Raw genomic sequence first — 26,993 nt, 5'->3', positions numbered from 1 at the left:
CGCCTAGGTCGCAGGATCGAAGGGTTGCGCGGTTGATTGACGTAACTCACGCACCGGTGGGCGGTGCGAGTGGAAGCCCGCCGAATTCCTCATCGATGCTGGGCAGCTCGTTCCACTTCGCGTGCGCTCGCCTCGAGTAATGGAGCCGACTTTGACCGCATCGGCGCACCATACGGTCGCGAGGTGTGAGACCGAGACGTCCTCGGTCTCACCGGAGCGAGCGGAGACGATCATGGCGGTTCCCCCCGCGCGAGCGGCCTTGGCGGTATCCGATGCCGGGGTGAATGTTCCCGCTTGATTCACCTTGATCAGCGCTGCTCCAATCTGGCCATCGACTGCGGCACGAGCCAGTCGTGACGAGTCCGTCACGAGAAAGTCATCTCCGACCGCTACGGCTCCCAGCTGCCGAACGGCGAGGGCCATGCCGGCGGGGTCGTCCTCACTCGCCGGGTCCTCGCTCGAGGTGATCGGGAACTCGCCGCAAAGCCGACCGAACTCGTCGATCGCTTCCGCCGTGTCGAAGAGGTGGCCGCCGACACGATACTCATCGGCGGACTCGAACTGGGTCGCCGCGATGGCGATGGCGATATCGCTCCTGGGCGGTAACCAGCCAGCTCGATGCCGTAGGTGATGATCTCGAGCGCGTCTCGCGTGTCGACGACTTCCGGCCAATGGCCACGCTTGTCGGCGACTACACGGGGTAAACTGCGCTGGCGCAGGATGTCGCCGACGGCGAGATACGTCTCTGCGACGTCGGTGAGGGACTGACGGATGGTCTGAGCTGCCACTGGGTAGGCCATGAAGTCCTGCACGGGGCTGCGATGTGCCGCATGGGCGCCGCCGCCCACGATGTGGATCTGCGGGCGGGATGTACTCGCTGCGCGAGGCGAGGTCGACGCCGAGCATGTTTCCATCTGATGCGTCGGCCGCGTGCGCCACGGACAGGGAGACCGCCGTGGTGGTCTTGCCCCCGATGTGTGAGCGCCGTGGATCGAGGTCGAGTTCATCGAGGATCGCGTCGACGGCGGCCTGATCGGCGCGTCGAGACCCGTCAGCGCAGGGGAGACTGGATCGTGCACGCGAGCGACGGCGGAGCGGGCGCCTCGCCCGCGCAGCCGACCGGTGCCGTGTCGGAGTTCGATCGCCTCGCGGCGTCCTGTCGACGCGCTGGCTGGCGCGATGCTTCGCCCAACGCTGCCGCACGCCGTGCGGATCTCGACTTCGATGTTCGGCAGGCCGCGCCAGTCCCAGCCTTCTTGGGCCTGGGCGGACACGATTGCATCGGACATTCGAGTTGTACCCCTTAGTCGGTCATTGGATGATGGAGTGGAACGGAACCCCGGAGCGCGTCCCCAACGTGGTCGCGCATGAGCTTGCGCTCCTAGATCCTTTTCCGCCGCCGCCGTATCCTCGTCGACCAGCGACTCGACGCGTGTCACGGCTGGAGTGCCCGAGCCGATGGCCTGTTGAAAGGCGCTTGTCTCCAGTGCGCGTCGGACGGAGACGGCCTCCTCCCCTTCGTGGAAAGAGATCGGCGCGCCCTGGCTACCGACCTGTGGCACCACGGTGATCAGCCCAAGGTCCGCGAGCCGGGTAATGGCTTCGTGGACGGGGCACGGCTCACTTTGAGTGCGGCCGCAACCACAGGAGCTGAGATCGGTGTCGCGGGCGGAGGCTGCAGATTCAGGATCGCCTCGCTCAACGCTGTGAAGACGGCGTCGAACATCCGATAACGGATTCGCGGAGCGGCCACGAGCGCAAGGCTCGCCAGGCCTGCACTCGTGCCGAGCTCCGGCACGGAAAGAGACTCAGACATGGGCGCATCTTCCTGCGAATTATCCCCTTGCATACTTGCATACTTGCATGTCATACTCGCTAAGTCCGTTGCAATCGAAGGAGAGAGCATATGAAGTTTCGCAGGGTACTGATGGCCGTCGCCGGCGGCACGATCGCTGTAATGGCACTGGCCGGATGTTCCGGCGCAGCAGCAGGGTCATCCTCGGCCGCAGCAAAGGCTGGGCCGAAGATCGGTTTGATCATGCTCCAGGGAGACACGTACTTCCAGGGCATTCAGTCGGCACTTGAAGCGGCCGTGAAGAAGGACGGCGGCACCGTCACAGCAGCCGTCTCTAACGGCGACCCGGCCACGGAGAACCAAGCGGCCCAGAACATGATTCAGGCACACGTCGGCGCGGTTCTCATGCAGCCCGCCGCGGACCAGGCGTCTGTGGCAACGATGGAGGCGATCAAGGCTGCGAAGATCCCGCTGGTCTGCTATGGCAACTGCGTCGGCCCCACCGCCGTCGAAGGACTCGCCGATGGTCTGATCCAGTCAGACAACACGGCTCTTGGCACGGGGACCGGTGAGGTCGCCGCCAAGTATGCGAAGGACAAGCTCGGCGGCAAGGTCACCCTCGGCATCCTGAACTGCGATGTCGCCTCTGCGTGCAAGCTGCGCAAGGCTGGCTTCCTCAATGAGATGAAGAAGGCTGGGGTGGAGGTGACCATTGCGACCGACCAGGAAGGTTACCTGGTCGACAAAGCGACACCGGTCGCTTCCGCGATGTTGTCGGCACACTCCGAGATCAACATGATCTGGGCATCGAATGACGGCGGCACCGCCGGTGCAACGATCGCTGTGCAGCAGGCGAAGTCGAAGATCCCGGTATTCGGCACCGACATCTCCACTCAGATCGCGCAATTCCTCATCTCATCCGATGACGTGCTGCAGGCATCGACCGGGCAGGATTCGGCTGGCACGGCAGAGGGCGCCTACGCGATGGCGAAGAAGGTCATCGCCGGCGAGAAGGTCTCGCCGTTCAGCGTGAGCCTGCCAGGTGTGGTGTACGACCGCGCGAACCCCGCCACGATCAACAAGTTCCTAGGCAAGTAATCCGCGCACGAGGTCGGGGATACAAGGTGTCCCCGACCAGGTTTCTCAAGGAGGTGCACCGTGCACGACCTGGTTCTCCAGTGCCGGGATCTGTCGAAGTCTTTCGGCGCGGTACGCGCGCTCAGGGGTATCGACTTCACCCTTGAGCGGGGAGAGGTGCGGGCGCTTCTCGGGAAAAATGGTGCGGGCAAGTCGACACTTGTGAACCTCGTATCGGGATCGCTTCAGCCAGACGGCGGAATTATGACGCTAGAAGGCAAGACCGTCACATGGACGAGTCCCCGGGCCGCCCGCGAGGGTGGCATCGCGGTCGTCCACCAGGAGTTCAGTCTCGTCCCAGGGCTCACCGTCGCCGAAAACATCACCCTGGGCAAATGGCCCAGTCACACGGGCCTGATCAACCAGCGTGCGGTTCGGGACGAGGCGTCCGCTGCGCTGGCTCGACTGGGTGTCGACGTTCCTCTGGATGTCCAGGTCGGGTCTCTCGCGCTGGCCGATCAGCAGATCGTGGAGATCGCGAAGGCGCTTGCGGAGGAGCCCCGAGTGCTAATCCTCGATGAGCCGACCAGCGCCCTCAACGCCCATGAAGTGGCGAGCCTATTGGCGCTCGTTCGTCGACTGGCCGAAGGAGGGATGTCAATCGTCTACGTCTCCCACCGGATGAAGGAGATCCCGCTTGTCGCTGACACTCTGACCGTGTTACGTGACGGCGAGCTCATCGCCACCGAGAACGTCACCGACGTGACGACCAACCGCGTGGCCGAACTCATCAGCGGCGATGAGTCCGTCGCCACCGTTCACGTCAAACGGGACATGACCACGGCCCCTACAATCATCGAGGTCGTGGACCTGAATGTCCCAGGACGTCTTCAGAGTGTCTCCTTCGCTCTGCACGAGGGGGAGGTGCTCGGTGTCGCCGGCCTGCTCGGCTCGGGGCGCACCGAGCTTCTGGAAACGATCTTCGGGCTGCGCCACGACGCCACCGGCGTCGTGAAGGTTGCCGGACGGCCGTGTCTGCGCAGACGCCCCCGGCGAATGCTGAACCTCGGTATCGCTTTCACCTCGGAGGATCGGAAGGGGAGCGGCATCGTGCCGATCCTGGGGATCGGCGAGAATATCCTTCTTTCAGCCAGGGGACGGGTGCTTCCTACCCTCTGGTTGCGCGCTCGGCGCGAGGCAGCCATCGTCACCAGGACGATGGCGTCGATGTCCGTTCGGGCCTCGTCTCCCGCCCAGGAGATCGGCACTCTGTCAGGTGGAAACCAGCAGAAGGGTGTGATCGGCCGTGCCCTGGCCGCCGACATGCGCGTGCTGCTGCTGGACGAACCGACGCGTGGCGTGGATCTTCACGCGAAGGGGCAGATCTATCAATTGATCCGTGATCTCGCGGACCGCGGCGTGTCATCCATATTCGTCTCGTCCGAACTTGAGGAGCTCGCAGAAGTGTGTGATCGAGTGCTCGTGCTCCGGGACGGCCGCATCCGAGAACAACTCATCGGTGACGAGGCTACAGCGGAACGAATTTTAGCCCTCACCATCCAGCAGGAGGAAGAAAGTGACTGAATCAACATCCGAAGCGGTCGCGGCCTCGCAGCGTGCGCCCGTGAAGGTCCGTGCCTGGCAGCGCGCCGCCAAGAAGATGTTGGGCTGGCAGAGCCTCGGGCTGCTGGTGGTCCTGATCCTGCTCTACATCGTGCTCTCGTTCGCCTCCCCCATCTTTTTCACAGCCTCCAACCAACTGGCGATTCTCCAGAATGCTGCATTCTTCGGAATCGTTGCGTTCGCAATGACGCTCGTCATCGTGTCAGGTGAGATTGACATTTCGGTCGGCTCGCTGGCAGCGCTCTCCTCCTCACTGCTCGGCGTCTTCGTCGCACAGCAGCACATCCCGATGGTGATCGCCGTCATCCTGGTCGTCCTCATCGCACTTGTGATCGGCGGGTTCACTGGAGTCATGCGCACCTACTTCGGAGTACCGACCTTCATCTCTACATTGGCGCTCTACCTGAGCCTGCGTGGACTGGCGCAACTCATCACGAACAACTTCCCACTGCCATTGAACCCCGGTGACTTCTTCTATTGGGGCTCTGGTCAGGTCTTGGGGATTCCGGTGGCAGCGATCTATCTCGCCGCTGTGGCCCTCATCGTCGCAGTCATCGCCCAGCGCACGGTTTTCGGGCGGTCCATCTATGCGGTCGGCGGTAATTCAAAGGCGGCAACCCTATCGGGAATCCCTGTCAAGCGCGTGAAGATCGCCGTGATGATGATCTCTGCACTGTCCGCGGCGATCGCCGGGCTCCTCCAGAGCGCACAGCTTGCGTCGGGAAATAGCACGATCGCCGTGGGCCTCGAATTCCAGGCCATCGCAGCCACCATCATCGGCGGCACCGCATTGGCGGGCGGCAAAGGAACAGTCATTGGCACCATCATGGGTGTGATCTTCATGGCCGCCATCCTGAACGGCATGGTCTTGCTGAACGTCAATCCATACGCGCAAGCAGTCATCCAAGGCGCCGTGGTGCTGGTCGCTGTGATCATCAACGTCTGGCGCACCCGACGCACCGCGAGCGAGTGAGTGAGTGGTCCACAAGAGAACGACGATGGAGGACCAAGAGCATGACGACCCGTAGCGATGCGGAGACCGTCGCGCTGATGAAATCACGATTGTACACACCGGTCGTCGGCGACATCCTGGATGATCTGGGTCGCACCCATCTGGTTCCTTCCGCCCAAGGTCCGCCCAGTGCTGCCGCAGATGCAGCTGGCCGGGCGATGCCAGCCATCGTCACTGATGTCTACGGAATGCAGGGAAAGCCGTTCGGGCTGCTCACGGACGCGCTGGATCAGCTCGAGCCCGGCGAGGTCTACCTCAGCACGCGTGTCGTCCAGCCGGTGGCCATCTGAGGCGAGATCCTCACGGCGACTGCGCAGCGGCGCGGTCGGTGCCATAGTGGACGGTTGTCACCGGGACACGAAGCAGGTGCTCGCCCGACACTTCCCGGTGTTCAGCTGGGTCGGCTACGCCCAGGACTCCTCGGTACGGATGGTCCTGCGAGACTACAGGGTGCCGATCGAGATCGACGGCGTGTGCGCGACGCCCGGCGATCTCATCTTTGGCGACCTCGGCGGCGTATTGGGGTGCAATGTGGTGGCGGTCGGCAAGTGGCGGGCCCGATTCGTTGAGACCCGAATGGAGGGTCTGGTCGATGAGCGGCGTCCGGGATGTCCGCCTACAATCACCGACGATCAAGTCGAGGAAGTCGTGGTGGCGACACTGGAGTCACCGCCGAAGAACGCAACGTACTGGTCGAGAACGAAGAGGGCTGAACGCTCCGGTCTGTCGAAATCGACGATCGGACGGATCTGGAAGTCGTTCGAAATGAAGCCGCACCGTCAGGACGGGTTCAAACTCGCCACCGACCCGCAGTTCGTGGGGAAGGTCTACGACATTGTTGGCCTATATCTGAATCCGCCGGAGGCGGCCGTTGTCTACTCTGTGGATGAGTTATGCGAAACTTCGCATAACTCGTCCGATGTGAAGTCTTCGGTTATGTGAAGTTTGTCGGTGTTTGGGGTGGTGGGCGGCTTGGTGGGCGGCTTGGTGGGGGCCAGTCTCTTCGCATAATCCGGAGTTTAGATCGCTTGCCGGAGCCAGGCCAGCAGGTCTCGCCTGGTGGTCTCCACCTGCCCGGAGGGCAGCGCCCGGCCTTGCCAGATCAGCACCTGCTACAACCGGTGCGGCATCGCCCACGCGGTCTGATACGAACCGAATTGCAATGTGCGCTGCAGCCGGAGCGCAGGGATGCCGTCCTTGGCGGTAGCGAACGACCACACCACCTGTAACTACACCGTCAACGGGGTGCGGGTCCGATCGAAAATTGTGCCTGCCGTCACCGAGGTACGATGTGAGCATGTAATTGGCCCCACCGGGCACAGTGCTGAGATCGATCAGGAACCCGACAACGCGACCGGCGTGATGCTGAACCGGAGTGGTGTGATTGCTCTCCGCAAACGAGATCGTCGCGCGCGTCTTTGCTTCTATGACGCATACCGACGTGCTCATTTGCCGGATGCTCTCAAGGAGGAACGACCTCAGCAGTTCGCCCGGCTGCGCGCCCGCCGTGTTGACTACCCATACGGCCGTGTCTTGGGTGCCGCCGTCTTGTTCAGCGAACGCACGGAGCATCTCCAGGCTGAGCAGCCGGAGCTCGACCTGAACGGTGCCGCTACCGCAGGGACAAAGGATCGGGAGCCGAGCGGGGAGATGCCGCAGACTTCAGCAAGCGCCCGCGTTCGAACATCACTGTTGAGTGGGTAGCAGGGACAATCGTGCGAATCCGATGACCGACTCACGATCGAACGGGTAAGTGTTCCGTGCACTATTTTGCTTTTGACGTGTCGATTCGCCTATGAGTCGTCGCAAGAGTGAGTTGGAACCGGTAGTTGACGTTCTCCTCAAACCACATCATGAAATTGGTTCCCCAGACGTTGTTCTGGAGGTTGAAGTGGAACCCGCGGGCAGGGTCACCGAAGCGATTGTCGAACGCCAATATGCGGGGTTCGCCGATTGCGACAACAGGCGCATCGAGTGTCTTGATATCCACGGTTGACGAAGAGTCTGCATAGTGGGCGCCGCTGAGAACGGCGTGCAGATTTCTGTTTCCGTTGCGCACGACTTGTGACGGGTCAACCCACACGCCGAGCTTGTCAATCTTCCACAGGTTGGGATTAGCCACTCGCGGGTTGATCGCGAACCAACTCGCTTCGGGGAGACGATTGGCGTCCTTACCTTCAAGGCTCAGCGTGATGTCGATTGTGGGTTCGGTGGCGTCGAAGAAGTAGACGATCACAATCCGTCGCGGTGCTCCGAACTGGTCTGTTGCCTCCGGCGGCATTCCAAGCTCGATGCGTACGGTGTCGCCACTGGAGGAAGACGTACTGCCGAGCATTTCGACACGTGGTCGATACGTGGCGTTCTTCGGTTGCGGGTCGACGTACTCAAACCCGGGCTTGCCGAAATCAGCGAGCGCCCAGTCGCCTGTCACACTCAGATCCCGGCAATACTCGCGAATCCAGCGCTCATAGTCGCCGGCGCCGAACGTCTGGTAGGTATACGCGCCGAGCGCATTCTCGGGGCCGGCCCATTGCGTGCCGGTACTGTCGACCAGCGAGGCAACGGACCCATCGCTGTCGAACACGACTTCGAAGTTGCCCAGCCGGTGCGTTGAGTTGACGCCGATTGGGTCCATTTGGGCATTGGCGGCAGTCGCGGTGAGTGCTTGCAGGGCCTGCTGTGCCTCATGTCGCTTGTTGTCTTCGAGGCCGTCTATCGCCTGGGTGATCCGATCTCGTTGCTCCTGCCACGACCGTTCGAAATCGCTGTACAAGTGCTCGGCATCGGCCGCTCGAGCTCTCTGGAAGTCCGTTTTGGCGTAGTTGACGAAGTCGGGGAGGAACGTCTTGAGGTCCTCACCCCACGTGTGCTCGGCCACCAGAAGCAGAGGGTCGCTGAACGCGTTGTATTCGGGCGTGCCGACTATGATCCGGCCGTCGGCCACCCATGCGGTGCGCAGCCGTAGGAGTTCTCGGAACTGCGATACTCGGAGCGGATCGCTCGCGATCCCATGTATCCAGGTGTCGCCGATTTCTTCCGTCAGGATGGGCAAGCGCTCCCGTATCGCCATGATGTCTTTTGCGTACGCCTCGAGTGTCGAGGCACGCACCGTCGCTTCCGGATACTTCTGCTTCAGGAGGTCGAATAGTGCGGCAATATCCTCCGGGGTCGGCGGACCCGTGTTGTCGTTTGTAAAGGCGAGATAGAGTGCGCCCTCGCACCCGTCCAGTTCTGTTGCCTGACCCGGCACCGCGGAACCGTAGGCAGCGTCGTAACTTACAACCACCTCAGACCCGTCCTCCGCCTGCCAGACGAAGGCAGGCGGAACGTCCGGAACGGCCGAAGCAGGATTCACGCCGAGGTGGAGATATCGAATCCCGGCGCGTGCGAGGAGCGGCACCATCCCGATCGTGTGCCCGGGGACATCGGTCATTTTCGCCGATGTCGTTGTGATTCCGAATCGGCGATCGAGCCGGGCGGCGATCGATAGGCCGTAGTCGAACAGCAGTGGATCCATTGCCTCGGTGTGCGTTGAAACAGGCAGCCCGTGCCACGCGATGTGGCCAGCCCGGATAGCCCGCTCGAGCTGCTCAACCTGAGCCGGCGAGCCGGCTTCGAGCACATGATTGATCAGCCACGAACCGGTCGTCCAGATAAAGCTGGTCCCGCTGTCGCTTTCGGCCAGCTGCTCGGCTAATGCGATGGCCTTCGGGATGTAGTCGTTCTCATATTTATCGACGACATCGGCGGCGTATCCGGTAAAGCCAAGATCGAGGTGTGTCTTGAAGACGACGTGCACTGTCTTGATCATGAATTGATCGATTCCATTCGTTAATCGAGAGTCTTACTCGTCGCTTGTTCGCGTGCCGCGCACATAGGCCTTGACCGTCGCGAATCGCTCGCTCGCCGAGTTTTTTGTGCGCCGGATGGAATATGGCCCTACTGCCGCGGGTACGATAAACGTCTCTGCGTAGTGCACCACATACGGTTCGAATGCGCCGCTCGGGCTCACGACCTCGACTTCATCGCCTTCGACGAGGTTGAGGACATTCACTGTTCCATCTGTGTCGTGCGCCGCTTCTTCAGAGAACCAGTGGCGCCGCACCTCGATGAATTCGAGAGCATGCAAGCCCGTGCGCTCTTCGGTGACGTCTTCCGATTCGCAGATCAACTCGACGGTGTCGAGCAGATTGTCCTCGACCCACGTCGTGTCCCGCTCCCATTGGATGTTCTTCACGCCGTGGTCGATGTGAACAGGCCGGGGAACACCGTCGAGGCCGAGCCGATCCCAGTCCCAGAGTTTGAACGTGAAGATGAACGGAGTTGCCGAGATTTCCAACACCATCGAATTGGCGCCGGAGCAGTGCACTGTTCCGGCCGGGATGGCGAAATGATCATGCTTCTTGGCCGGAAATCGGTTGACGAACTCGTCAGCCGGGAACGGATGCTGCCCGTCGCTTGCCTGACGAAGTGCCGACTCGAGTTCGTGCGGGTCGGTGCCGGTCTTCAGGCCGAGGTAGACGACCGCGCTCTCGTCGGCGTCCAGCAGATAGTAGCTCTCGTCTTGCGTGTAGTGCATTCCGAAGGTGCGTTGCATGTAGTCCGTCAATGGGTGGACCTGCAACGAGAGGTTGCCGCCTCCCATTGTGTCGAGAAGGTCGAAGCGGATGGGGAATTCGGCGCCGAAGCGTGAGAAAGTGCGATCACCCAACAGTGTGCGCGGCTGACTCAGCACGAGATCCATGGCCGGAATTTCAACGACGCGACCGTCCCGCTCGAGCAGGAGCGAGTTCTCTTCGGGCACGCAATCGAAACACCAAGCATAGTTCTCGGATGCCGGGTCCAATCCGATCTTTTGCTTCATCCATTGTCCGCCCCAGACTCCGGGGTCGAAGAAGGGCACGACGCGGAACGGTTTCGTAGCGGCTGTCTGAAGCGCGAGTCGGAATGAGTCGCCGGTGATCAATGCGGCCTCCTCGATACCGCGATTTGTGTCGAGGAGGAAGTCCACGCGGTCCAGGAAGGTGCGCTTGTGCTGGTCAGCAGTGCGCCATTCGACAAAGAAGCCACGCTTGTACTTGCGGAGATCGTCTTCGGAGCCGTTGTCGCATCGCCAATTCGGGGCGCCCGCGCGCTGCCGCCGCTGAATCTCCCAGCGCGCGAGGTCCGCGAGCACCACGATGTCGGCATCCGAAACGGCGAGCGTCGCACCCCAGCCGACGACAATCGTCGGCTGGCCGGAAGAAGCGATTTCGGCACCGAGGTCGAGCAGGGCTTGTGCGTCGTAGAACTCGTCGAGCGCGTAGTTGCTCAGAACGCCGAAGACTCGGTCCTCGGTCAGATTCCGTCCGATCAGTCCATCGATCGCCTCGATCGGCAGCGCGGCCCTCTCCTCGACGTTGACGATCGTGAATGTCGGCATGGCGCGTTGGAGAGTTGCGAGCATTTGGGGCAGGTCGACCCCCGGGTAGGTGTCGATCGCAATGACTGACGCGGCTGACGCCGAGGCAGCGTCGGCCAAGTGCCCCCATGCGTCATCACCTGTCCAGATCGTGCTTCCAGCAGGCAGCGGGATCGTCGGTTGGGTGATGTAGTTAGTACGGGCGTCGGTTGCGTGAGTCACCAGAATCCTTTCAATGGTCAACGGTTGGATTCGGCCAACGCCGAAAGCCCAAGAAGTACGGAGTGCTCCGGATTCTCGGGGAGAAGCATCCGCGGCCGCGGGAACGACGACCACAGATGCGTGTTTATGTATGAGGTGAGGGCGGGGAGCACGTGAACGGGTGTGCGCAAGACGCCGCCTGTCACCACGACGACGTCGGGGTCATATGCGTGGCACAACGAAACAGCGGCGGCACCCCAGATGCGCACGAATCGCTGCAGGACGTCGCGGGCGATGTCATCGTCAGCTGACATCAGGTCGAGAATGCCGACTGAGCCGTTCTCAAGCAGACGGTGCCAGGCATCCGAGGTCGCGAATTCCGGGTGCTCGCGAATCGCTCGCTCGAGCGCCCAGGTGCTTGCAACCGCCTCGGCGCAGCCAACGTTGCCGCAATTGCAGAGTGGGCCGTCGATGTCGACGGTGACGTGGCCACCAAGCACGCCCGCATGGTCGTGAGCGCCGCGGATGAGGCGGCCATCCATTATCGCGGCGGTGCCGATACCGGTTCCGAGCATGACCAGGACGGCGTCGGTGTGGCCTTGAGCGACCCCGAAAGCGACCTCGCCGAACAGCGCTGCGCGGGCATCGTTTTCAATCAGCGCAGGCACATCAAAGACTTGTGCCGCCCATGATCGAAGGTCCATCCCCAGTGCGTATGTGTACTTGCCGTGGGCGGCCACAAGAGTGCCGCTGGCCTGGTCGACGATGCCCGGCACGGCGACCGCGACCTGGTCGATGACGGCGTCGACCGTCGCGCGCAAATCCCCGGCTGCGAGACGAATGGTTTCGAGATCGACGGGGTGACCGGAAACCGGAATGCGTGCGGAAGAAAGCGCACGACCGGCGTCGTACACGCCGAGTTTGGCCGACGTGCCGCCTAGGTCAATGCACAACGTTGTCATCGTTCCTCCTGATAATGCTGGTAACGTTACCACATACTGCGTGCGGACGATGCACCCAACTCTGGACCTACGAATGTCGAACGAGAACATGGGTGCGCGGGGTGGTGTACCTTGTCTGCTATGAGTGGCGGGCGCCGGGACAATGATCTACCGCCTGTGAGGACCAAGCCCCCTACGATCAAGGATGTTGCCGAGCGAGCCCAGGTCAGTCCCATGACCGTATCCCGTGTCTTCGATGGCAGCGCCAACGTGCGCCCTCGGTTGCGCACGCGTGTGGAGAGGGCGGCGCTCGAGTTGGGCTTCCGCCGGAATGAGAATGCTCGCAGCCTGCGGCCTGGGCACAAATCCGGACTCATCGGTGTCACGATCACCAACATTGCGAACCCGTACTATGCCGAGTTGCAGCGTGGAATCGAGCAAGTCGCCGCCAAGGCCGGTCGGCGCATCATGGTGGGAAACTCCAACGAAGATCCCGATCTCGAGCGCCAGCTCGTCGCCGACTTCATCGGCCGCCGGGTGGAAGGCCTGATTGTTGTGCCCGCTGACCCTGCTCATTCTGAGCACCTTACCCGCGAAGCGTTGGGCAACATTCCAATGGTCTTTGCCTCGCGCCCCGTTCCGGGCCTTGAGGTCGACACGGTACTAATCGACGACATCGGAGGGGCATACGAGGCGACCAGCCGACTTCTGGACGAAGGTCACCGACGTATCGCGTTCTTGGGTACGCGCACGTCAGTGCTGACCGGACAGCGCCGTCTTGAGGGCTACCGACATGCTCACCGTGATCACAATGTGCCCGTGTACGAGCACCTCATCCGCACAGGGCAGCAGGAAGCCGCGGGAGCGGAACGAGCGCTGGCTGAGCTGTTCACTCACGCGCTCCCACCGACCGCGGTCTTCTCCGCAAATAACCGCAACACACTCGGCGCCATCCGCGCCATCGTCACGTTCCACTCGACCGCTCCGGCGCATGCGCCGGAGGTCAGGCTCATCGGATTCGACTCGTTCGAGTTCGCGGACCTGTCACCAGTGCCTTTGTCTGTCGTTGCCCATGATGGCGGCGAACTGGGTCGACGCGCGGTTGAACTGCTGCTCGCCCGCATCGAGGGGCAGGCAAGCAACAGCCCGGCGCACACCGTTGAGTTGCCTGTAGAACTACAGATCGAGCCGCGGCATCTTCGCTGACACCGAGCTCGCAGTCGCCGCCCAGCGGATGTTCGGCGCCATCTGTACGCGCGGCGATTGCCGCGGTACGTTCGGCGATGCGCGACGTCTCGATCGGAATTGCAATGGTTGCGTTACCAGAATCGGTGTGATACTTTCAACCCATTGGTAACGATACCAACCCAAATCATTGAACAAGGGAGTTCCTGTGAAGGCTCAGAAATGGCTCGCTGCAGCGGCGATTGTCATTACAGCAACGGCCGGCCTCGTCGCCTGCTCATCTTCAAGCGGCACGACAGCGAAGACCGGAACAATCAATTTCACCGAGGACAAGGGGTGGAACTACGACCCACTATCGACGGCCGCTAAGAAGGAAATCGGCGTATCACTCAAGACCAGCACCTACAGCGACCAAAATCAGTTCCAGGCATTCGTCAAGCAGTCACTGCGAACCCCCAAGGCGCCGGATATTTTCACGTGGCACACCGGTACCCAGCTCGAGCAGCTCGTGAAGCAGGGACTCGTCGCTGACACCAGTAGCATCTGGAAGCAAGCGATTGCAGACAAGTGGGTTTCGCCGGCGATCGAGAAGATGTTCACGATCAATGGCAAGCAGTACTGTGTGCCGCTCGAGGTTGACTACTGGGGGATGTACTACAACAAGGCGATGTTCGCCAAGTACAACCTGACGCCGCCCACCACGTGGAGCGGAATGCTGGACGTTGCGGCGACGCTGAAATCGCACGGCATTACCCCCTTCTACAGTCAGAGCGGCAATCCCTGGGCGTTCGTGTGGTACATGATCACGATGACCGGGACGGATGTCAGCCAATACAATGCAATCAACGACGGAAAGGCGTCGTACACCGACCCGCAGGTCAAGGCCGCGATGGATGTCTGGCTCCAGATGTTGCAGAAGGGCTACTTCAGCGACCCGGGTTCCAAGACGCAAAGTCAGACCAACTTCAAAGACGGGCAGTCCGCCATGCAGCCGTTCGGCACGTGGTACCCGGGCACGCTCGGCCAGGTAGGCATGAAGCCGGGCACCGACTGGGGCATTTTCCCAATCCCTGCAATCAAGACCCAGAACGGCAAGACGCCCGTCGCGGTCGAGCCGGCCCCGGTGTGTGTCACGGCGAAGGGGGCCAACAAGACGCTGGCACTCAAGTACGCGCAATGGCTGATGAGTCCCAAGGCTCAGACGACCTGGTCGAAGGCGCAGGGAATCTTGCCCTACAACCCGCAGGCGACGGCGGCCAACGCGACACTACAGGACTTCGGCAAGCAGGTGACGGATGAGGCGAAGTTCGAGGCCTACCTCCGCTACTACGAGGCCGCGCCGGCTCCGGTTCTGACAGCTGCGTTGAACAACTTCACCGGGTTCATGACTAACCCAGGCGACCCGACCAAGTACTTGCAGAGCATCGAAAGCACATCTGCGCAGTACTGGGCCAGCAACAAGTAAGTGCTGATGAACTCCAAACCTATGGGGTATCAGCGGGCCGCCTGGGCCTTTGCCGGCCCAGGCGTGCTCCTTGTGCTCCTGGCCATGTACATCCCGATTGTCTACACGATGTACCTGAGCTTGACGAGCTACAACGGGTTGGGCACACCGCAGTTCGTCGGGTTTCAGAACTATGTGACGATGTTCCAGGATCCGGCGTTCCTCACCTCGGTGATGAACACGGCGATCTGGGTCGTGGGCACGTTGATCGTCCCAGTCGGAATTGGGCTGGTGGTCGCTTATTTGACCTTCGGGCTCAAAGGGGGGACGTGGTTTCGGATCCCCTTTCTCATTCCCTACGCGCTGTCAGGTGTCGCCATTGGTGTGGTCTTCAACTTCATCTTCCAGAACGGCGGAGCACTGTCGCAGGCGCTGGCATTCTTTAACCTTCCGGGCGCGGAGACGCGATGGTTGCAGGAAGCGCCGCTCAACACGATCGTGATGATTTTCGCGTCGGCATGGCAGGGGATCGGGGTCAACGCCTTGCTCTTCATCGTGGGATTGCAGTCGATCCCGAAGGAGCCGCTGGAGGCGGCCAGGATCGATGGGGCGAACGGGTGGCGACTCTTCACGTCGATGGTGTGGCCGCTGCTGCGACCTTCAACCACGATCGTCGTCGGGCTGTCCATCGTCAACAGTCTGAAGACGTTCGACATCGTGGAGACGATGACCCAGGGCGGGCCGAACCGTGTCTCCGAGACCCTAGGCGTGACGATGTATGCAGACACATTTCAGAACAGTGAATACGGGCTGGGTGCGGCAGTGGCGATCTTCTTGACAATCGTCACCGTGGCCGCCTCAGTTCTCTACCTGCGGCGGCAGCTCACCATCGGAGACTCGTCAGGTCGCGGGAAGGTGGCACAAGCATGATCGGACGCATCGGCCGGTACCTCGTTCTGAGCATCCTCGGGATCGTTTGGCTTTTGCCGATCTATCTGCTGCTCGCCAATTCCAGCAAGTCGAACGCAGGCTTCTCCGGCACGCAACTGTGGACGACCGGGAATCTCGGTGACTTCTGGGCGAACGTCGTTCTGGTCTTCACAACGACGGACGTTTCAGCAGGCTTCGGTGTCTCGGCGATCTATGCGATTATTGCACCGGTCATCGCCGTCATCCTCGGCGCGTGTATCGGCTTCGCTGTGATCGTGTTGAAGCTCAAGCATGGTTTCGCGTGGTTCTTCATCGTCTTCTGCGGCACCGTTTTTCCGATTCAGATGATGCTGATTCCGTGGTTCAGCTTCTACGCCAACTCCGGGATGTACGACACGATCGTCGGGATGATCATCATCTACTCGATCGTGGCCCTACCGTTCTCGGCGTTTGTCATGCGCAATTTCTTCGCAGGCATCGCGGAAACGGTGTTCGAAGCATCCGTCGTCGACGGAGCGAATATGTGGCAGATCTTCACACGCATCTACCTGCCGATGAGCACCAGCGCGCTCGTGGTGGTATTCATCCTCCAAGCGACGTGGGTGTGGAACGATTTCTTGCTGTCGTTGATCCTCACCCAAAGCGACGCGCGCCCGTTGATGCCACTGCTCAACGCACTCCAATCAACGCAGGGCGGCGGCCCCGGTTACACGGTCACCCTCACTGCAGCGCTCCTTGTCTCGGTGCCGACCGCTGTGCTCTTCCTCTTTACTCAGAAGTTCTTCCAGAAGGGGCTCACACTGGGTCAATACTGAGCGCCCTCGCGCCCGCTGCAGTCGACCGACTGCTGCACCTACCTCTCGTCACTTTCATCCACGGAAAGAGGAACGTTCGTGTCCGTACGCAAGCTCATCAAGACCCGACCATGGGACGATCAGGATGCCCGGCTCGGCCTGATCGAGCGCGCAATTTGCGCGGAGGCCACCGTCGGCTCCACCGGTGTCGCCATTCTGTTGGAACCGCTCATGAAGACCGTCAATGGTGTGCGCGTGCAGAGCGTGCGCATGATCGGCCGCGACGTAGAACTCGCCGGCCGTGCGCTTCGCCCTTCGCTGACAACCTCCGACGGCAGTGAACTGGTTGTCGCGGTCGAAGACGGTCCGGCCGGGAGTCTTCGCCTGCTCGTTCGGACGGTGGATGAGCCGGTGCAGGTGAGCCTGGCCGTGCCGGAGGTCGGAGCGGAGCGGATCGAGTTTCTGCTTGAGAATCAGCGCGAGTGGACCATTCACCTGGTGCATCACTCGCATTTTGACTTCGGCTACACAGACCGGCAGACGGAGGTGTTTGCTGCGCAGCGCTCGTACCTGGACAGCGCCCTCGACCTGATCGAGGAAACCGAGCAGTGGCCGGAGGAGGCCCGTTTCCGGTGGAACAGCGAAGCACTGTGGGCGATCTCCGACTGGCAGGCACATCGCCCCGAGAATCAGATGGATCGATTGGTGCGGCACGTCAAGGCCGGCTCGATTGGCCTCAGCGCGCTGCCGTACAACCTGCACACCGACGTGTGCTCGACCGACGAACTGCACGAACTGTTGCGCGGCGCTCGCCGGTTGCGCGACGAATACGGCATCCCATTCGCATCCGCCATGCAGACCGACGTGCCCGGACAGGTCGCGGGCCTGCCCGACGCGCTGCAGGAAGTCGGCGTGAAGTATCTCTCAGTCGCGCACAACTGGGCCGGCCGCTCACAGCCCCACACGACCGGCGCTCTCAACTTGCCGCGCCTCTTCCGCTGGCGCTCGCTCGCGGGCAACGAAGTGCTCGTGTGGATGACAGACAGCCCACACGGGCTGGCGTATATGGAAGGCCCCATGGTGGGGTTCACCGAGGGGATCGAGCAAGTCGAGAACTACTTCCCGGCCTACCTCACCGCGATGGCCACCAAGGGTTACCCATTCCCACCCGGCGTGTTCGGCGCGCATGGCGAATCTCTGGACGGGCGGGACCCATACCCGTGGGATATTTTGCACCTGCGCGTTCAGGGCTTCATGGGCGACAATGCTCCCGCGCGACTGGCATTGCCGAGCATCGTTCGGCAATGGAACGACACGTGGGATTCGCCACGACTGCGAGTCTCGCGCAATGAGGACTTCTTTGAAGATGCCGAGGCACGACTCGGTGATGAACTCATCACAGTCGAAGGCGACTGGGGCGACTGGTGGGTCGAAGGCGTCGGCTCGGCTGCAGTGCCGATGGCTTTCATGCGCAAGGCTCAGGCCGAGGTGGTCGAGGGTCGCACGATCTCCCAGCTGAGTGCGCTGTCCGGCGGTCAGGCGGTACGGGATGAGGCTACGCGGTCATCCGAAACGTATGACGCGATTTCAATGTTCAACGAGCACACGTGGGGAGCCGGCAATTCCTGGACCCACGGCGACGAGGGGTTCTCCTCCGGAGAGCTGCAGTGGCAGTGGAAAGTTGCACAGAGCCTGGTCGCGCAGCAGAGGTCGTCAGAACTCCTGGAGACCGCACTGGCCTACCTTGGCCAGATGGTCGCGACCGCCCCGGACGCGGCCGCCAGCTTCGTCATCGCCAACCCGACCAGTCTGCGCCGCAGCGGCGTCGTCCGATTCCTGCTGCCGGAGGCGGCTGTGCCGTTCAGCACCGAGATCGAGCTGGTCGACGGCCGCGACGGGTCGCGTGTGCCATTCGTGCTCGAACAACAGTCAAACGCCGCCCACCGGGAGTCGGGCCGCTGGGTCGAGGCACGCCTAGAGAATGTCCCGGCGTTAGGCTCTGTCCGCGTCGACGTTCTGGCCGCCGGCGGCGCTCGTGCCGCGACGGCCACGGGGCATCAGCAGCAGGCCGCATCGCGGAGTGCATCAGGAAGCAGCGAATACGGACTGATCTCTCTCGGGGACTCCGGCCGCAGTGAAGGATCCGATACCGAGCGGATGCCGCGCGGCGAGCTCCTGACGCTCGAGAACGAGTATCTCACTGTGCGCGTCGACGAACATATGTCGACCATCGCATCGATTGTCGAGAAGCGGACCGGCCGGGAGCTGGTCAACCAGGATGCCGTCGTCGGATTCAACGGCTACGTCTACGACGAGTATGCAAGCTCGGGAGTCGGATTCAACCATTTGGCGAACAAGCTCGCGGTGAGTGAGCGACTCGAGATGCTTGCAACCCGCACCCTTGCGCGGCCGTCGCGCGTCGTCGACCGCACCACAACGGAGCTCGAGCAAACACTGGTCTACGAGTATCAGGCAGACGGTGTCAACTGGGTGAGGGTGACTCTCCGTCTGCGTCATGGAGAGCCGCGGCTGCTGATCGAGAACCGCCTGTCCAAGCCGTCGCGTCTGGTCAAAGAGAGCGCGTACTTCAGCTTTCCGTTCGCCGGAGACGCCGCTCGCATGCGGTTCGAGGTCTCGGGCGGCGTCACGGGTGATGGGTTGCCGCACATCCCGGGTGCTCCGCAGCACATGCGCGGCATCCGCGACTGGGTCCTCGTGGAGAACGAAGACAATGCGGTGGCATGGGTGACGAGAGACGCGCCGCTGGTCGAGCCGCATGCGATCGCGGTGCCGTATGCGCCGTTCCCGGCGAGCACGAGCCCGTCAGAGCCGGGAACTGTTTACTCGTGGGTGCACAACAACGTCTGGGACACGAACTTTCCGATCGAACAGGGGTTCGAGGCCACATTCGGCTATGCCGTCGGTGTCCGCGAGGGCAGCGACGAGTCGCCGAGCGAGCTCGCGTTGCGCACGGCGGCCGCACTTGTGCATCCGCTGCGCGCCGCGCGCGCGACGGGGACCGATACGGATGGGCCGGCGGAGCAGAGCGCGCTGACAATATCCGACCCACGAGTGCAGGTCGTGGGATTGGCCCAAGCGGATGATGGTGCCATGATCGTGCGGCTTCAGTCATTCGCCGACGAGCCGGTGCAGGTCGAACTCCGGTTCGGTCGCGAACTTCTGCGCGCGGCCGCGTCGACCTATCTCGGAGACGAGCTCGCCGACCTCGTCGTGAGCGGCAATTCCGCATCCCTGCAACTGCGACGCTTCGAGGCGGCGGCAGTCAAGGCCGTTGTAAAGACTCCGTAGTTCATGGGTGGCTTCTACAGAATGATCTCGTCTCGACGACGGAGAAGCGCCTGATGGTGACAAAGTTCGGGATGATCGCTGCGTCGAACATCGCAGCGGAGGCCTTGCTCGAACCAGCGGGGCGTCGAGACGACGTTCAGGTGATCCGCGTCGCTGCGGTGCGCCCCGGAGCCGCCGATGCATTTGCCGGCTTGTGGGAAATTCCTCGCGCCTCCGGTGACTATGAGGATATTCTCGCGGATGCCGACATAGATGCGGTGTATGTGTCCAATGCCGCTTCGGACCACGCGCGCTGGACGATCGCGGCCCTTGAGGCGGGAAAACATGTGCTCTGCGAGAAACCGATCGCTGTCAGCGCCGAGGAAGCTCGGGCAATCAAGGCCGCCGCAGCAGTCGCGGGCCGGGTCGTCATGGAGGGTTTCCACTATCGCTTCCATCCCTTTTTCGGGCTCCTCGAGCAACTCGTCGCTTCTGGGCGTTTCGGGAATCTGCGGTCGATCCGCTCTGTCATCAACGGCACACGTGCATATCACCCTGCGTCAATCCTGCACGTGGCCGAGCTCGGTGGCGGGGCGCTGCTGCACAACGGCGTCTATGGTGCGCACTGGACACGCCTGCTCTTCGACGCTGAGCCGATCGGCGTCCGGGCGAAGCAGCGCCTGAATCCCAGCGGGGCGGATTCAGAGACGTCTGCCGAGTTGAATTTCCCAGACGGCCGCGCTGCAACCATCCAATGCTCGTTCGACCGAGACGATCCAGTCTCGCTCGCTTTGAGCTTCGAGGAGGCAGAAGTCGTGGCAACCGGACCGATTGGCCCGCACCACGGCCACAGCTTCCGCATCAGGCCGACCGTTGGCCCGACCGAGGTGGGCACCGTCGCCGGACGCACCAGTTTCGACTACCAACTCGAAGAATTCGTGCGGCGAACCGGTGATATCACCCGCAGCAGCGGCAGAGGCGACGACGTCGTGGCGAACTTGAGCGTTGTCGAAGCTGTTCGTCGTTCAGCACACTCAGGACATTTGGAGCGGGTTGGCGAGCGACCGGCCGATTCCCACAATCACTGATTCAACCGAAGGAGCACCAATGACCGACCAGACCGGCCTGCGCCGCACGTATCCGTTTGACCACGAACGAGCGATCAATGGCCTGCGCAACAACGCATTCCAGACCTTCCAGATCGGCGACCAGCGAGTTGACCTGGTGGCCGAACCGCTTCTGCGACGAACGGACACTGGCTCCGAGCAGCCGATCCGAGTTCGATCCGCCGCGCGGCTATCCAGGGCGATCGTCACGCTGGCGGGTGGAACGGTGCTCGACCTGCAGGCGGAGGACGCGCCGGGCGGGGCCCGCTTCTTCCTTCCCGAACACGAACAGCTGGCTCGAGTGAGCGTTCAGTTCCCAGAGCTCGGTGAAGAATCGGTGCTGCTGGAGGTTCGCCCCGTTCGGCACTGGAGTGTTTCTCTCGTGCATCATTCCCACTTTGACATCGGCTACACCGACCTGCAGGGCCGGGTCATTGTCGAGCAACTCGCATACCTCGATGATGCCCTCCGTCTCGCCGAAGCCGACGGCGGAGATGGCGCAAGTGCGTTCCGCTGGAGCGTTGAGTCGATCTGGGTGTTGCGCGAGTGGATCGCTCGCAGACGACCGGAGACCGTCGAGCGGTTCATGGCCCAAGTGCGCGCCGGCAAGATCGAGATTGCCGCGTTGCCGTTCAACCTGCACACCGAGGCCTGTTCGACCGAGGAGTTGCACGGGCTGCTGCGGTACTCGCAGGAGATTGCAGAACGGTACGGTCTGACCGTTCCTGTTGCCTACCAGACGGATGTCCCGGGCTGCGTCGGCGGCACAGTCGATGCGCTCGCCGATGCAGGCGTGAAGTATCTCGCGGTCGCACACAACTGGGCAGGCCGGTCCGTGCCTTACCTCGGTGCCGGCGAACACCTCCCGCGGCTGTTCCGCTGGGCCTCACCCGCAGGCAACAGTGTGCTCGTCTGGATGACCACCACGGCGCAGGGGATGGCCTACCAAGAGGCCGCAAATCTAGGGTTTCATGACAGCGTCGATCACGTCGACGACCTGCTTCCGCTGTACCTGCTGCGCGAGGAGACGGCCTCGTTTCCGTACGATGAAAACGTCTTCGGGTTCGCCTGTGCCGATCGCGAATTCAACCGCGCGCCGTACCCGTGGGACGAGATCCATCTGCGAGTGATGGGGCGCGTGGGCGACAATTGCCCGCCGAACCGGCGACTGTCCGAGGTCGTCGAAGCGTGGAACGAGCGCTGGGAGTACCCGAAGCTCGAAATCACTCGCACTCAGGATTTCTTCGAACAGATCGAAGCGGCACACACCGACGAGATTGAGACATACACGGGTGACTGGAACGACTGGTGGGCTGACGGAATTGGCTCGGGCGCCCGCCAACTGCAGATGAATCGCGGGGCGCAGTCAGCGCTTGCACAGGCGAGGTCTGTCGTGGCCATGCTCGGCAGTGCCGTCGGGGCGGGTGCCGACGGAGGTGCTGCTGATGGCTTTGCGGCCCGCATGGACCACGCCTGGGAAAGCGTCGAACTCTTCGACGAGCACACGTGGGGAGCCGCGTCCCCGTGGACTTCCGGCGACGCAGCCCAGTCCTCGGGCACCGACCAGTGGCACTGGAAGGCCGAAAAGGCGATCCGTGCCGAGCAGGACTCCTGGCTGCTGACTCAGGAGGCACTGCGCGCCTTCGCCGAGGAGGGCGGCGGCGTCGGAGACGCATCCGTCTGGATCGTGAACACTGCCGGCATGGAGCGCAGCGGCTTGGTCTCCGCATTCGTGCCCGAGAGCCTCGTGCACTCGACCGCGCGCATCCGTCTGGTCGACTCCGTCACGGGAGCGGATCTCGCGTTTGCTGAGCGCAACCAGATCAATCCCGTGCACCGCGACGCCGGACGCTTCGTCGAATTTCTGATCGAGGGGGTGCCGGCGCTCGGCTCACGCCGCGTCGATGTCGTCATTGATGACACGCACGGCCGTGCGACCTCGCCTGAAGGCACCGTGATCGTGAGTAGCGCCGCGGCACCGGTGTGGCAACTGGAGAACGGTCGCCTACGGGTGCAGGTCGATCCCTGTACAGGAGCCATTTCGTCCATCCGGGATCTGGTCACGGGCCGCGAGCTCGTGAACGACGGCTCCGCGTTCGGATTCAACAGCTATGTGCATGATCGACTCACACCCCGCGGTGAATTCAACCACCTCTCCGGTTTCATCGCAGACAACGGACCCGACTTGGTGCTGCTCGCGGACCGTGCGACCCCCTCACACGTTGCCTTCGAAGGCGCGGCCACTGATGCTGCCGGGTCGTGGCTGCGCTACCGAATCTTCGGGGTCGGAATGGATTCCGTGGTGACCACGCTGCGATTGATCGGTGAGTCCGACTTCGTGGATATCACCAACCGTGTTATCAAGCCGTACACGGCAGAAAAGGAGTCCGGGTTCTTCGCCTTCCCGTTCGCGATCGAGCAGCCGACCGTGCGATACGAGATCGCCGGATCAGTTGCAGGCGATGACCTTCCGGCCGTTCCCGGCGGGGCAGATTACATGCACGCCGTCCGCGATTGGGTGACGCTGCACTCGAGTGACAGGTCCGCGACCTTGGTCACCCAGGATGCCCCACTCATCCAGGTGGGCGATATTGCGTTACCGTTCGCACCCTTTCCCGGTACTCTGAAGGCCGCAGAGCCCGCAACGATCTTCTCCTGGATCCACAACAACATCTGGGACACGAACTTCCCGACGGGGCAAGCCTTCGAAATGGCGTTCCACTATCGAGTGCAGGGCTTCCTGGCCGAGAGTGTGGAGGCTGCAGGAATCCGCGGGGCGGACCTGGCGCAAGACCTTGTGCGTCCGTTGCTTGCGGTGGCAGCGGATGCCGGGGGCGAACCCGCCGCGAGGACATCGCTGCTCGAGATCGACGACGCGCGTGTCCGCATACTGAGTGTCGCGAACACGGAGCGGAACACCTTACTGGTCAAGCTTCAGTCGCTCGCGGAATCGAACCTCGACGTCACCCTGACCACGAGTCACCCCGTCGGGGAGGCGTGGAATGCCGGCATGAACGGTGCTCGCCGAGCCGGTATCGACATCCGCAACGGTCACAGTCTGATTGTCCGGGTAGCCCGGTTCGGAACGGCAGCGGTGGAGCTTCGCCGCGCCTGAATCCGCGGAGTGCGCCAACAGCCCTACGGGCCAAGCACGTCTGGGGTCCGGATGCTCGTGACCGTTACGGCGAGCTCAACCAGCCGAGGAGTCGGGTCGGTCACGGTGCCGTCAATGCGACCGAAGAGCATCTCGGCGGCTCGGGCACCGAGTTCCTTCGGGTCGTGGGCCATAACGATCATTGGAACGGGCATCAATTCGCTGAGTTCGACATCGTCAAAGGCCGCGAGCGTCGGCGCAACCGAATGTTCGCGATCAGGCCGGTATCCGATTGCGAGCAGTGCTCCGATTGTATTGCGGTTGTTCGCACTGAATACTGCGGTCGGCGGATCAGGAAGCTCGAGAAGTCGGGACAGCGCGATGCGAGCGGACGCGACATCTTGTTGTCCACGCTGGATGAGTCGCGGATCGATGGGGATGCCGTGGTCGGCATGCGCGCGGGCGAATCCCTCGTGACGCCGCTCGGCGGTGGAGACCGACACCGCGTTGCCGAGGAACGCGATCCGAGTGTGCCCGGCCTCGATCAGGGCACTGGTTGCGCGGTACGACGCCCCGATGTCGTCCAGTACCACGGCATCAGCATCGACCCCGCTGACGCTGCGTGACGCCAACACCAAAGGAAGATTGCCGGCCCGCGAACGCATCAGGTGCTCGGATGAGCCTCCCGTTGGGACGACGATTAGGCCTTCGACTTTCCGTCCAACGAAATCCGAGATGAGTTGACGCTCCCGGGCGAGGTCTTCTCCACTATTGCCGAGGAGGATCCTTCGGCCGTGTTTTGCGGCGACCTCTTCGACCCCGAGTGCGAACTGGCCGTAGTACGGATTGCCCAGGTTGGTGATGGCTACGCCGATGAGTCCCGAGGAATGGCCTGGGCGCATGCTTCGCGCGTTCTCGTTGCGGTGGTAGTCGAGCATTGCGACGGCGTCGCGAACCTTGCGCCGCTGCTCGGGCCGCACGCTTTGTGCGCCGGAAAGGGTACGCGAAACGGTCATCGGGCTGACGCCTGCCAGCGCCGCGACGTCTTTGATCGTGGCCTGACGCTTCGGAGGCTGTTCGTTCCGAATCATCCGTATGTTGCCCCCTGTTCCGGCCGTTCGGGGCGAATCGAGCACTGTCGATAACGTTACCATGGGAAATAGCGCACAGATTGTCTTGCCGGTTACACCGCTTAACACGGGGGTCCACGAAGCGACTTCACCGCGATTCTCACAGCGCGAGGCAGCCGACGACTCCGTTTGCGTGCGACCGCGTATCGGTCGATATTGCGCGCCATGTCGCAGGCTGACTGATGCTACCAACACCGCCCAAGCCACGTGAGCAGCAACGCGCAACCGCTATACCGACAGAGACCTAAGCGGCCTTTGAAAGGCTCTGGCCGCGGCCGCGACTATGTCAAACTTGAACGAGATTGAGGACTATCGACGTGGGCCGCGATGTGCGTGATTCGTTGAGAACGCTGGGAAGTGCGTCCAATACGTCGTCGTCTTCGCAACCGGAATAGGGTTCGAATCCTACGCCCTCCGCGTTAGTCGAGATGCAACGGCACTTTGTTTCACTAGGCGTCGGGTTCCGCTCGTCTGCCCCTGCGACTGATCTGGCCAGGAGGGTTGGCGGTATTCCTTGTCGGGTCGTCTACTTCGCACGTGACGACCGCCGGGTGATCGTCGTCTTCGCGCACCAGAGTCGGAAGTCGTGGACACATTTTGGACACAACCGAGAGAAATCCAACACCATCCTGCACTGCTCACATGGGCGAAGATGATTGAAATTCCAAAGAATTTCGACTCGACGCACACCCTGAGCCGAGGCCAATACGAGCACACGGCTCATAATCGTGGTGTCGCGGGCTCAAGTCCGATCGCCACCTCGATCACCCATCAGTAGCTGGGTTGATAGTAGAGCAACACATTTCCGGAGTCGAAGGGGCGAACACGGGTCAACTTCAAGGGACCGTTCCAGATCCGGCGAAAAGTTTCTGGCCCTCGTCGAGGATGACCGGGTTCACCATGAGACGCAGCTCGTCGACAAGGTGGGCTCGGAGAAGCGTAGCGGTGAGCCCGGAGCTGCCGAGGATGGCCGCGGATCCGCGCCGATTCGTCTTGAGTTCGGCGATTCCTTCGACGGTAGTGAGGCTGATGTCAGAGGCGCCCCAGTTCACGGTCTGCAATGAGCGCGAAACGACGAACTTGGCCAGCGAGTTCATCCGGTCGGCGATCCGGGCATCGAAATCGGATCCGACGTCGCTCATCCAGAATGCGACCATCTCCTCGTAGGTGACGCGACCCAGAACCAGTGTGTCAACTTCGTCGAGTTGCTCGGCCGAATACTCGGTGAACTCTGGACCGAACGTCTGCCAGCCCACATCCCTGTCGAGCGTGCTGTGATAACCGTCGGCACTGACAGCCATGAACGAGAACAGGTGCATCGTGGAGAACCTCCGTTTCGCTGGGTGAGATGCGCGGTCGAGCGCCACTCAGTTGCTCAGTGGCTCAGCTGCGTACGACTCGGTAGCGCAGGTCGGCCAGCTGTTCGGTGCGATTCAACACGTCGAGTTCGAGCCGCACTGGAGACGGAAGCGCTTCGATCAAACGGGTTCCTGCTCCGAGAAGCGCGGGTGCGATGTGGACCACAATGTCGTCGAGTTCGCCCGCCTCGAGCGCTTGAGTCGCTGTAGCGGCTCCGAGGATGACGACATCCTTACCGGATGCCGACGCGCGAGCGGTGGCGAGCGCATCCGCAATTGGCCCAGGCACCGCGGTGACGTCGCCGGCTTCGAGTGCCCGATGAGTCACCACAAATACCGGACCGTGCCAGGCGCCGCCGTAGATCCCGGCCGTGCCATTGTGGTGCGCCACCGCGCCGTCGTACCAACGCCGACCGCCCAGGATAGCGCCGACACCATCGAGCACCTGCTTGGCCAACGGCGGCATTGTGCTTACGCTCCCGTCCATCCAGGACATGTCGTCGTTCGGTGCCGCAATAAAGCCGTCCAGCGACTGGGTGACGTGCCAGATCGTCGAACCCATATCTGATACCTCCGCAGGCTTGCGTTTTGAAAGTCAACCTAGAATAAAAGCA

The 26,993-nt window shown here is 62.2% G+C and carries 20 protein-coding genes and 2 pseudogenes; 12 read left to right on the top strand and 10 right to left on the bottom strand.

The features are described 5' to 3' along the window. Window positions 1-3: 3 nt before the first annotated feature. From QU604_RS18665 to QU604_RS18660, 3 genes and pseudogenes are all read right to left on the bottom strand, one after another. Window positions 4-672 (bottom strand): phosphopyruvate hydratase family protein, encoded by a 669-nt coding sequence (locus QU604_RS18665; RefSeq protein ID WP_308466106.1) that lies wholly within the window; start codon window positions 670-672, stop codon window positions 4-6. After that, window positions 657-1,289, bottom strand: a pseudogene (locus QU604_RS22265) (hypothetical protein); the annotation flags it as partial. The gene QU604_RS18665 and the pseudogene QU604_RS22265, both read right to left, overlap by 16 nt. Window positions 1,290-1,570: 281 nt before the next feature. Continuing rightward, window positions 1,571-1,816 (bottom strand): hypothetical protein, encoded by a 246-nt coding sequence (locus QU604_RS18660; RefSeq protein WP_308466105.1) that lies wholly within the window; start codon window positions 1,814-1,816, stop codon window positions 1,571-1,573. A gap of 90 nt (window positions 1,817-1,906) precedes the next feature. On the opposite strand from QU604_RS18660, the gene QU604_RS18655 reads away from it, so the two are divergent. From QU604_RS18655 to QU604_RS18635, 5 genes are read left to right on the top strand one after another with little or no spacing between them, the layout of a single operon-like run. Further along, window positions 1,907-2,893 (top strand): substrate-binding domain-containing protein, encoded by a 987-nt coding sequence (locus tag QU604_RS18655; protein ID WP_308466104.1) that lies wholly within the window; start codon window positions 1,907-1,909, stop codon window positions 2,891-2,893. A 60-nt stretch (window positions 2,894-2,953) separates the two neighbouring features. Further along, window positions 2,954-4,456, top strand: a complete 1,503-nt coding sequence (locus QU604_RS18650) for a sugar ABC transporter ATP-binding protein (RefSeq protein ID WP_308466103.1) — start codon at window positions 2,954-2,956, stop codon at window positions 4,454-4,456. After that, on the top strand, window positions 4,449-5,468 hold the full coding sequence (locus QU604_RS18645) for an ABC transporter permease (protein WP_308466102.1): 1,020 nt from the start codon (window positions 4,449-4,451) through the stop codon (window positions 5,466-5,468). The genes QU604_RS18650 and QU604_RS18645 overlap by 8 nt, the downstream gene beginning before the upstream one ends. Before the next feature lie 41 nt (window positions 5,469-5,509). Continuing rightward, the gene (locus QU604_RS18640) at window positions 5,510-5,797 is read left to right on the top strand and encodes a hypothetical protein (RefSeq protein ID WP_308469025.1); all 288 of its coding nucleotides are present in this window, start codon (window positions 5,510-5,512) and stop codon (window positions 5,795-5,797) included. Further along, window positions 5,685-6,449, top strand: coding sequence for a helix-turn-helix domain-containing protein (locus QU604_RS18635; RefSeq protein WP_308468973.1), 765 nt, complete (start codon window positions 5,685-5,687; stop codon window positions 6,447-6,449). The genes QU604_RS18640 and QU604_RS18635 overlap by 113 nt, the downstream gene beginning before the upstream one ends. 176 nt (window positions 6,450-6,625) lie before the next feature. Here QU604_RS18635 and QU604_RS18630 read toward each other — a convergent pair. The 4 genes and pseudogenes from QU604_RS18630 to QU604_RS18615 form a co-directional block, all read right to left on the bottom strand. Next, window positions 6,626-6,808 (bottom strand): annotated as a pseudogene (locus QU604_RS18630) (IS1595 family transposase); the annotation flags it as partial. Between the two features lie 464 nt (window positions 6,809-7,272). Then, entirely contained in the window at window positions 7,273-9,318 is a 2,046-nt protein-coding gene (locus QU604_RS18625; RefSeq protein WP_308466101.1) for a DUF5054 domain-containing protein, read from the bottom strand. A gap of 33 nt (window positions 9,319-9,351) precedes the next feature. Continuing rightward, window positions 9,352-11,130, bottom strand: coding sequence for a class I mannose-6-phosphate isomerase (locus QU604_RS18620; protein ID WP_308466100.1), 1,779 nt, complete (start codon window positions 11,128-11,130; stop codon window positions 9,352-9,354). 17 nt (window positions 11,131-11,147) lie between these two features. Continuing rightward, complete coding sequence (locus tag QU604_RS18615; protein WP_308466099.1) at window positions 11,148-12,071, bottom strand: ROK family protein; 924 nt, start codon at window positions 12,069-12,071, stop codon at window positions 11,148-11,150. Between the two features lie 120 nt (window positions 12,072-12,191). On the opposite strand from QU604_RS18615, the gene QU604_RS18610 reads away from it, so the two are divergent. From QU604_RS18610 to QU604_RS18580, 7 genes are all read left to right on the top strand, one after another. Then, window positions 12,192-13,256 (top strand): LacI family DNA-binding transcriptional regulator, encoded by a 1,065-nt coding sequence (locus QU604_RS18610; protein ID WP_308466098.1) that lies wholly within the window; start codon window positions 12,192-12,194, stop codon window positions 13,254-13,256. 187 nt (window positions 13,257-13,443) lie between these two features. Then, window positions 13,444-14,700, top strand: a complete 1,257-nt coding sequence (locus tag QU604_RS18605; protein ID WP_308466097.1) for an ABC transporter substrate-binding protein — start codon at window positions 13,444-13,446, stop codon at window positions 14,698-14,700. 6 nt (window positions 14,701-14,706) lie between these two features. Further along, the gene (locus QU604_RS18600) at window positions 14,707-15,609 is read left to right on the top strand and encodes a carbohydrate ABC transporter permease (protein ID WP_308466096.1); all 903 of its coding nucleotides are present in this window, start codon (window positions 14,707-14,709) and stop codon (window positions 15,607-15,609) included. Then, window positions 15,606-16,424 carry a carbohydrate ABC transporter permease gene (locus tag QU604_RS18595; RefSeq protein WP_308466095.1) on the top strand — a complete coding sequence of 273 codons (819 nt, stop codon included), beginning with the start codon at window positions 15,606-15,608 and terminating at the stop codon, window positions 16,422-16,424. Before QU604_RS18600 ends, QU604_RS18595 begins: the two co-directional genes overlap by 4 nt. Window positions 16,425-16,502: 78 nt before the next feature. Then, window positions 16,503-19,712: a glycoside hydrolase family 38 N-terminal domain-containing protein gene (locus QU604_RS18590; RefSeq protein ID WP_308466094.1), complete on the top strand. Its 3,210-nt coding sequence runs from the start codon at window positions 16,503-16,505 to the stop codon at window positions 19,710-19,712. A gap of 53 nt (window positions 19,713-19,765) precedes the next feature. Next, window positions 19,766-20,779, top strand: coding sequence for a Gfo/Idh/MocA family protein (locus QU604_RS18585; protein ID WP_308466093.1), 1,014 nt, complete (start codon window positions 19,766-19,768; stop codon window positions 20,777-20,779). A gap of 19 nt (window positions 20,780-20,798) precedes the next feature. Next, window positions 20,799-23,912 carry a glycoside hydrolase family 38 N-terminal domain-containing protein gene (locus tag QU604_RS18580; RefSeq protein WP_308466092.1) on the top strand — a complete coding sequence of 1,038 codons (3,114 nt, stop codon included), beginning with the start codon at window positions 20,799-20,801 and terminating at the stop codon, window positions 23,910-23,912. Window positions 23,913-23,935: 23 nt separating this feature from the next. Here QU604_RS18580 and QU604_RS18575 read toward each other — a convergent pair whose 3' ends face one another. From QU604_RS18575 to QU604_RS18565, 3 genes are all read right to left on the bottom strand, one after another. Then, on the bottom strand, window positions 23,936-24,982 hold the full coding sequence (locus tag QU604_RS18575) for a LacI family DNA-binding transcriptional regulator (protein WP_308466091.1): 1,047 nt from the start codon (window positions 24,980-24,982) through the stop codon (window positions 23,936-23,938). 875 nt (window positions 24,983-25,857) lie between these two features. Continuing rightward, entirely contained in the window at window positions 25,858-26,340 is a 483-nt protein-coding gene (locus tag QU604_RS18570; RefSeq protein ID WP_308466090.1) for a dihydrofolate reductase family protein, read from the bottom strand. Between the two features lie 64 nt (window positions 26,341-26,404). Then, the gene (locus QU604_RS18565) at window positions 26,405-26,941 is read right to left on the bottom strand and encodes a dihydrofolate reductase family protein (RefSeq protein ID WP_308466089.1); all 537 of its coding nucleotides are present in this window, start codon (window positions 26,939-26,941) and stop codon (window positions 26,405-26,407) included. Window positions 26,942-26,993 lie beyond the last annotated feature (52 nt).

This window comes from Rathayibacter sp. SW19, assembly GCF_030866825.1.
Lineage (GTDB): Bacteria > Actinomycetota > Actinomycetes > Actinomycetales > Microbacteriaceae > Rathayibacter_A > Rathayibacter_A soli.
This window is presented reverse-complemented; position numbering and strand designations above follow the sequence as displayed.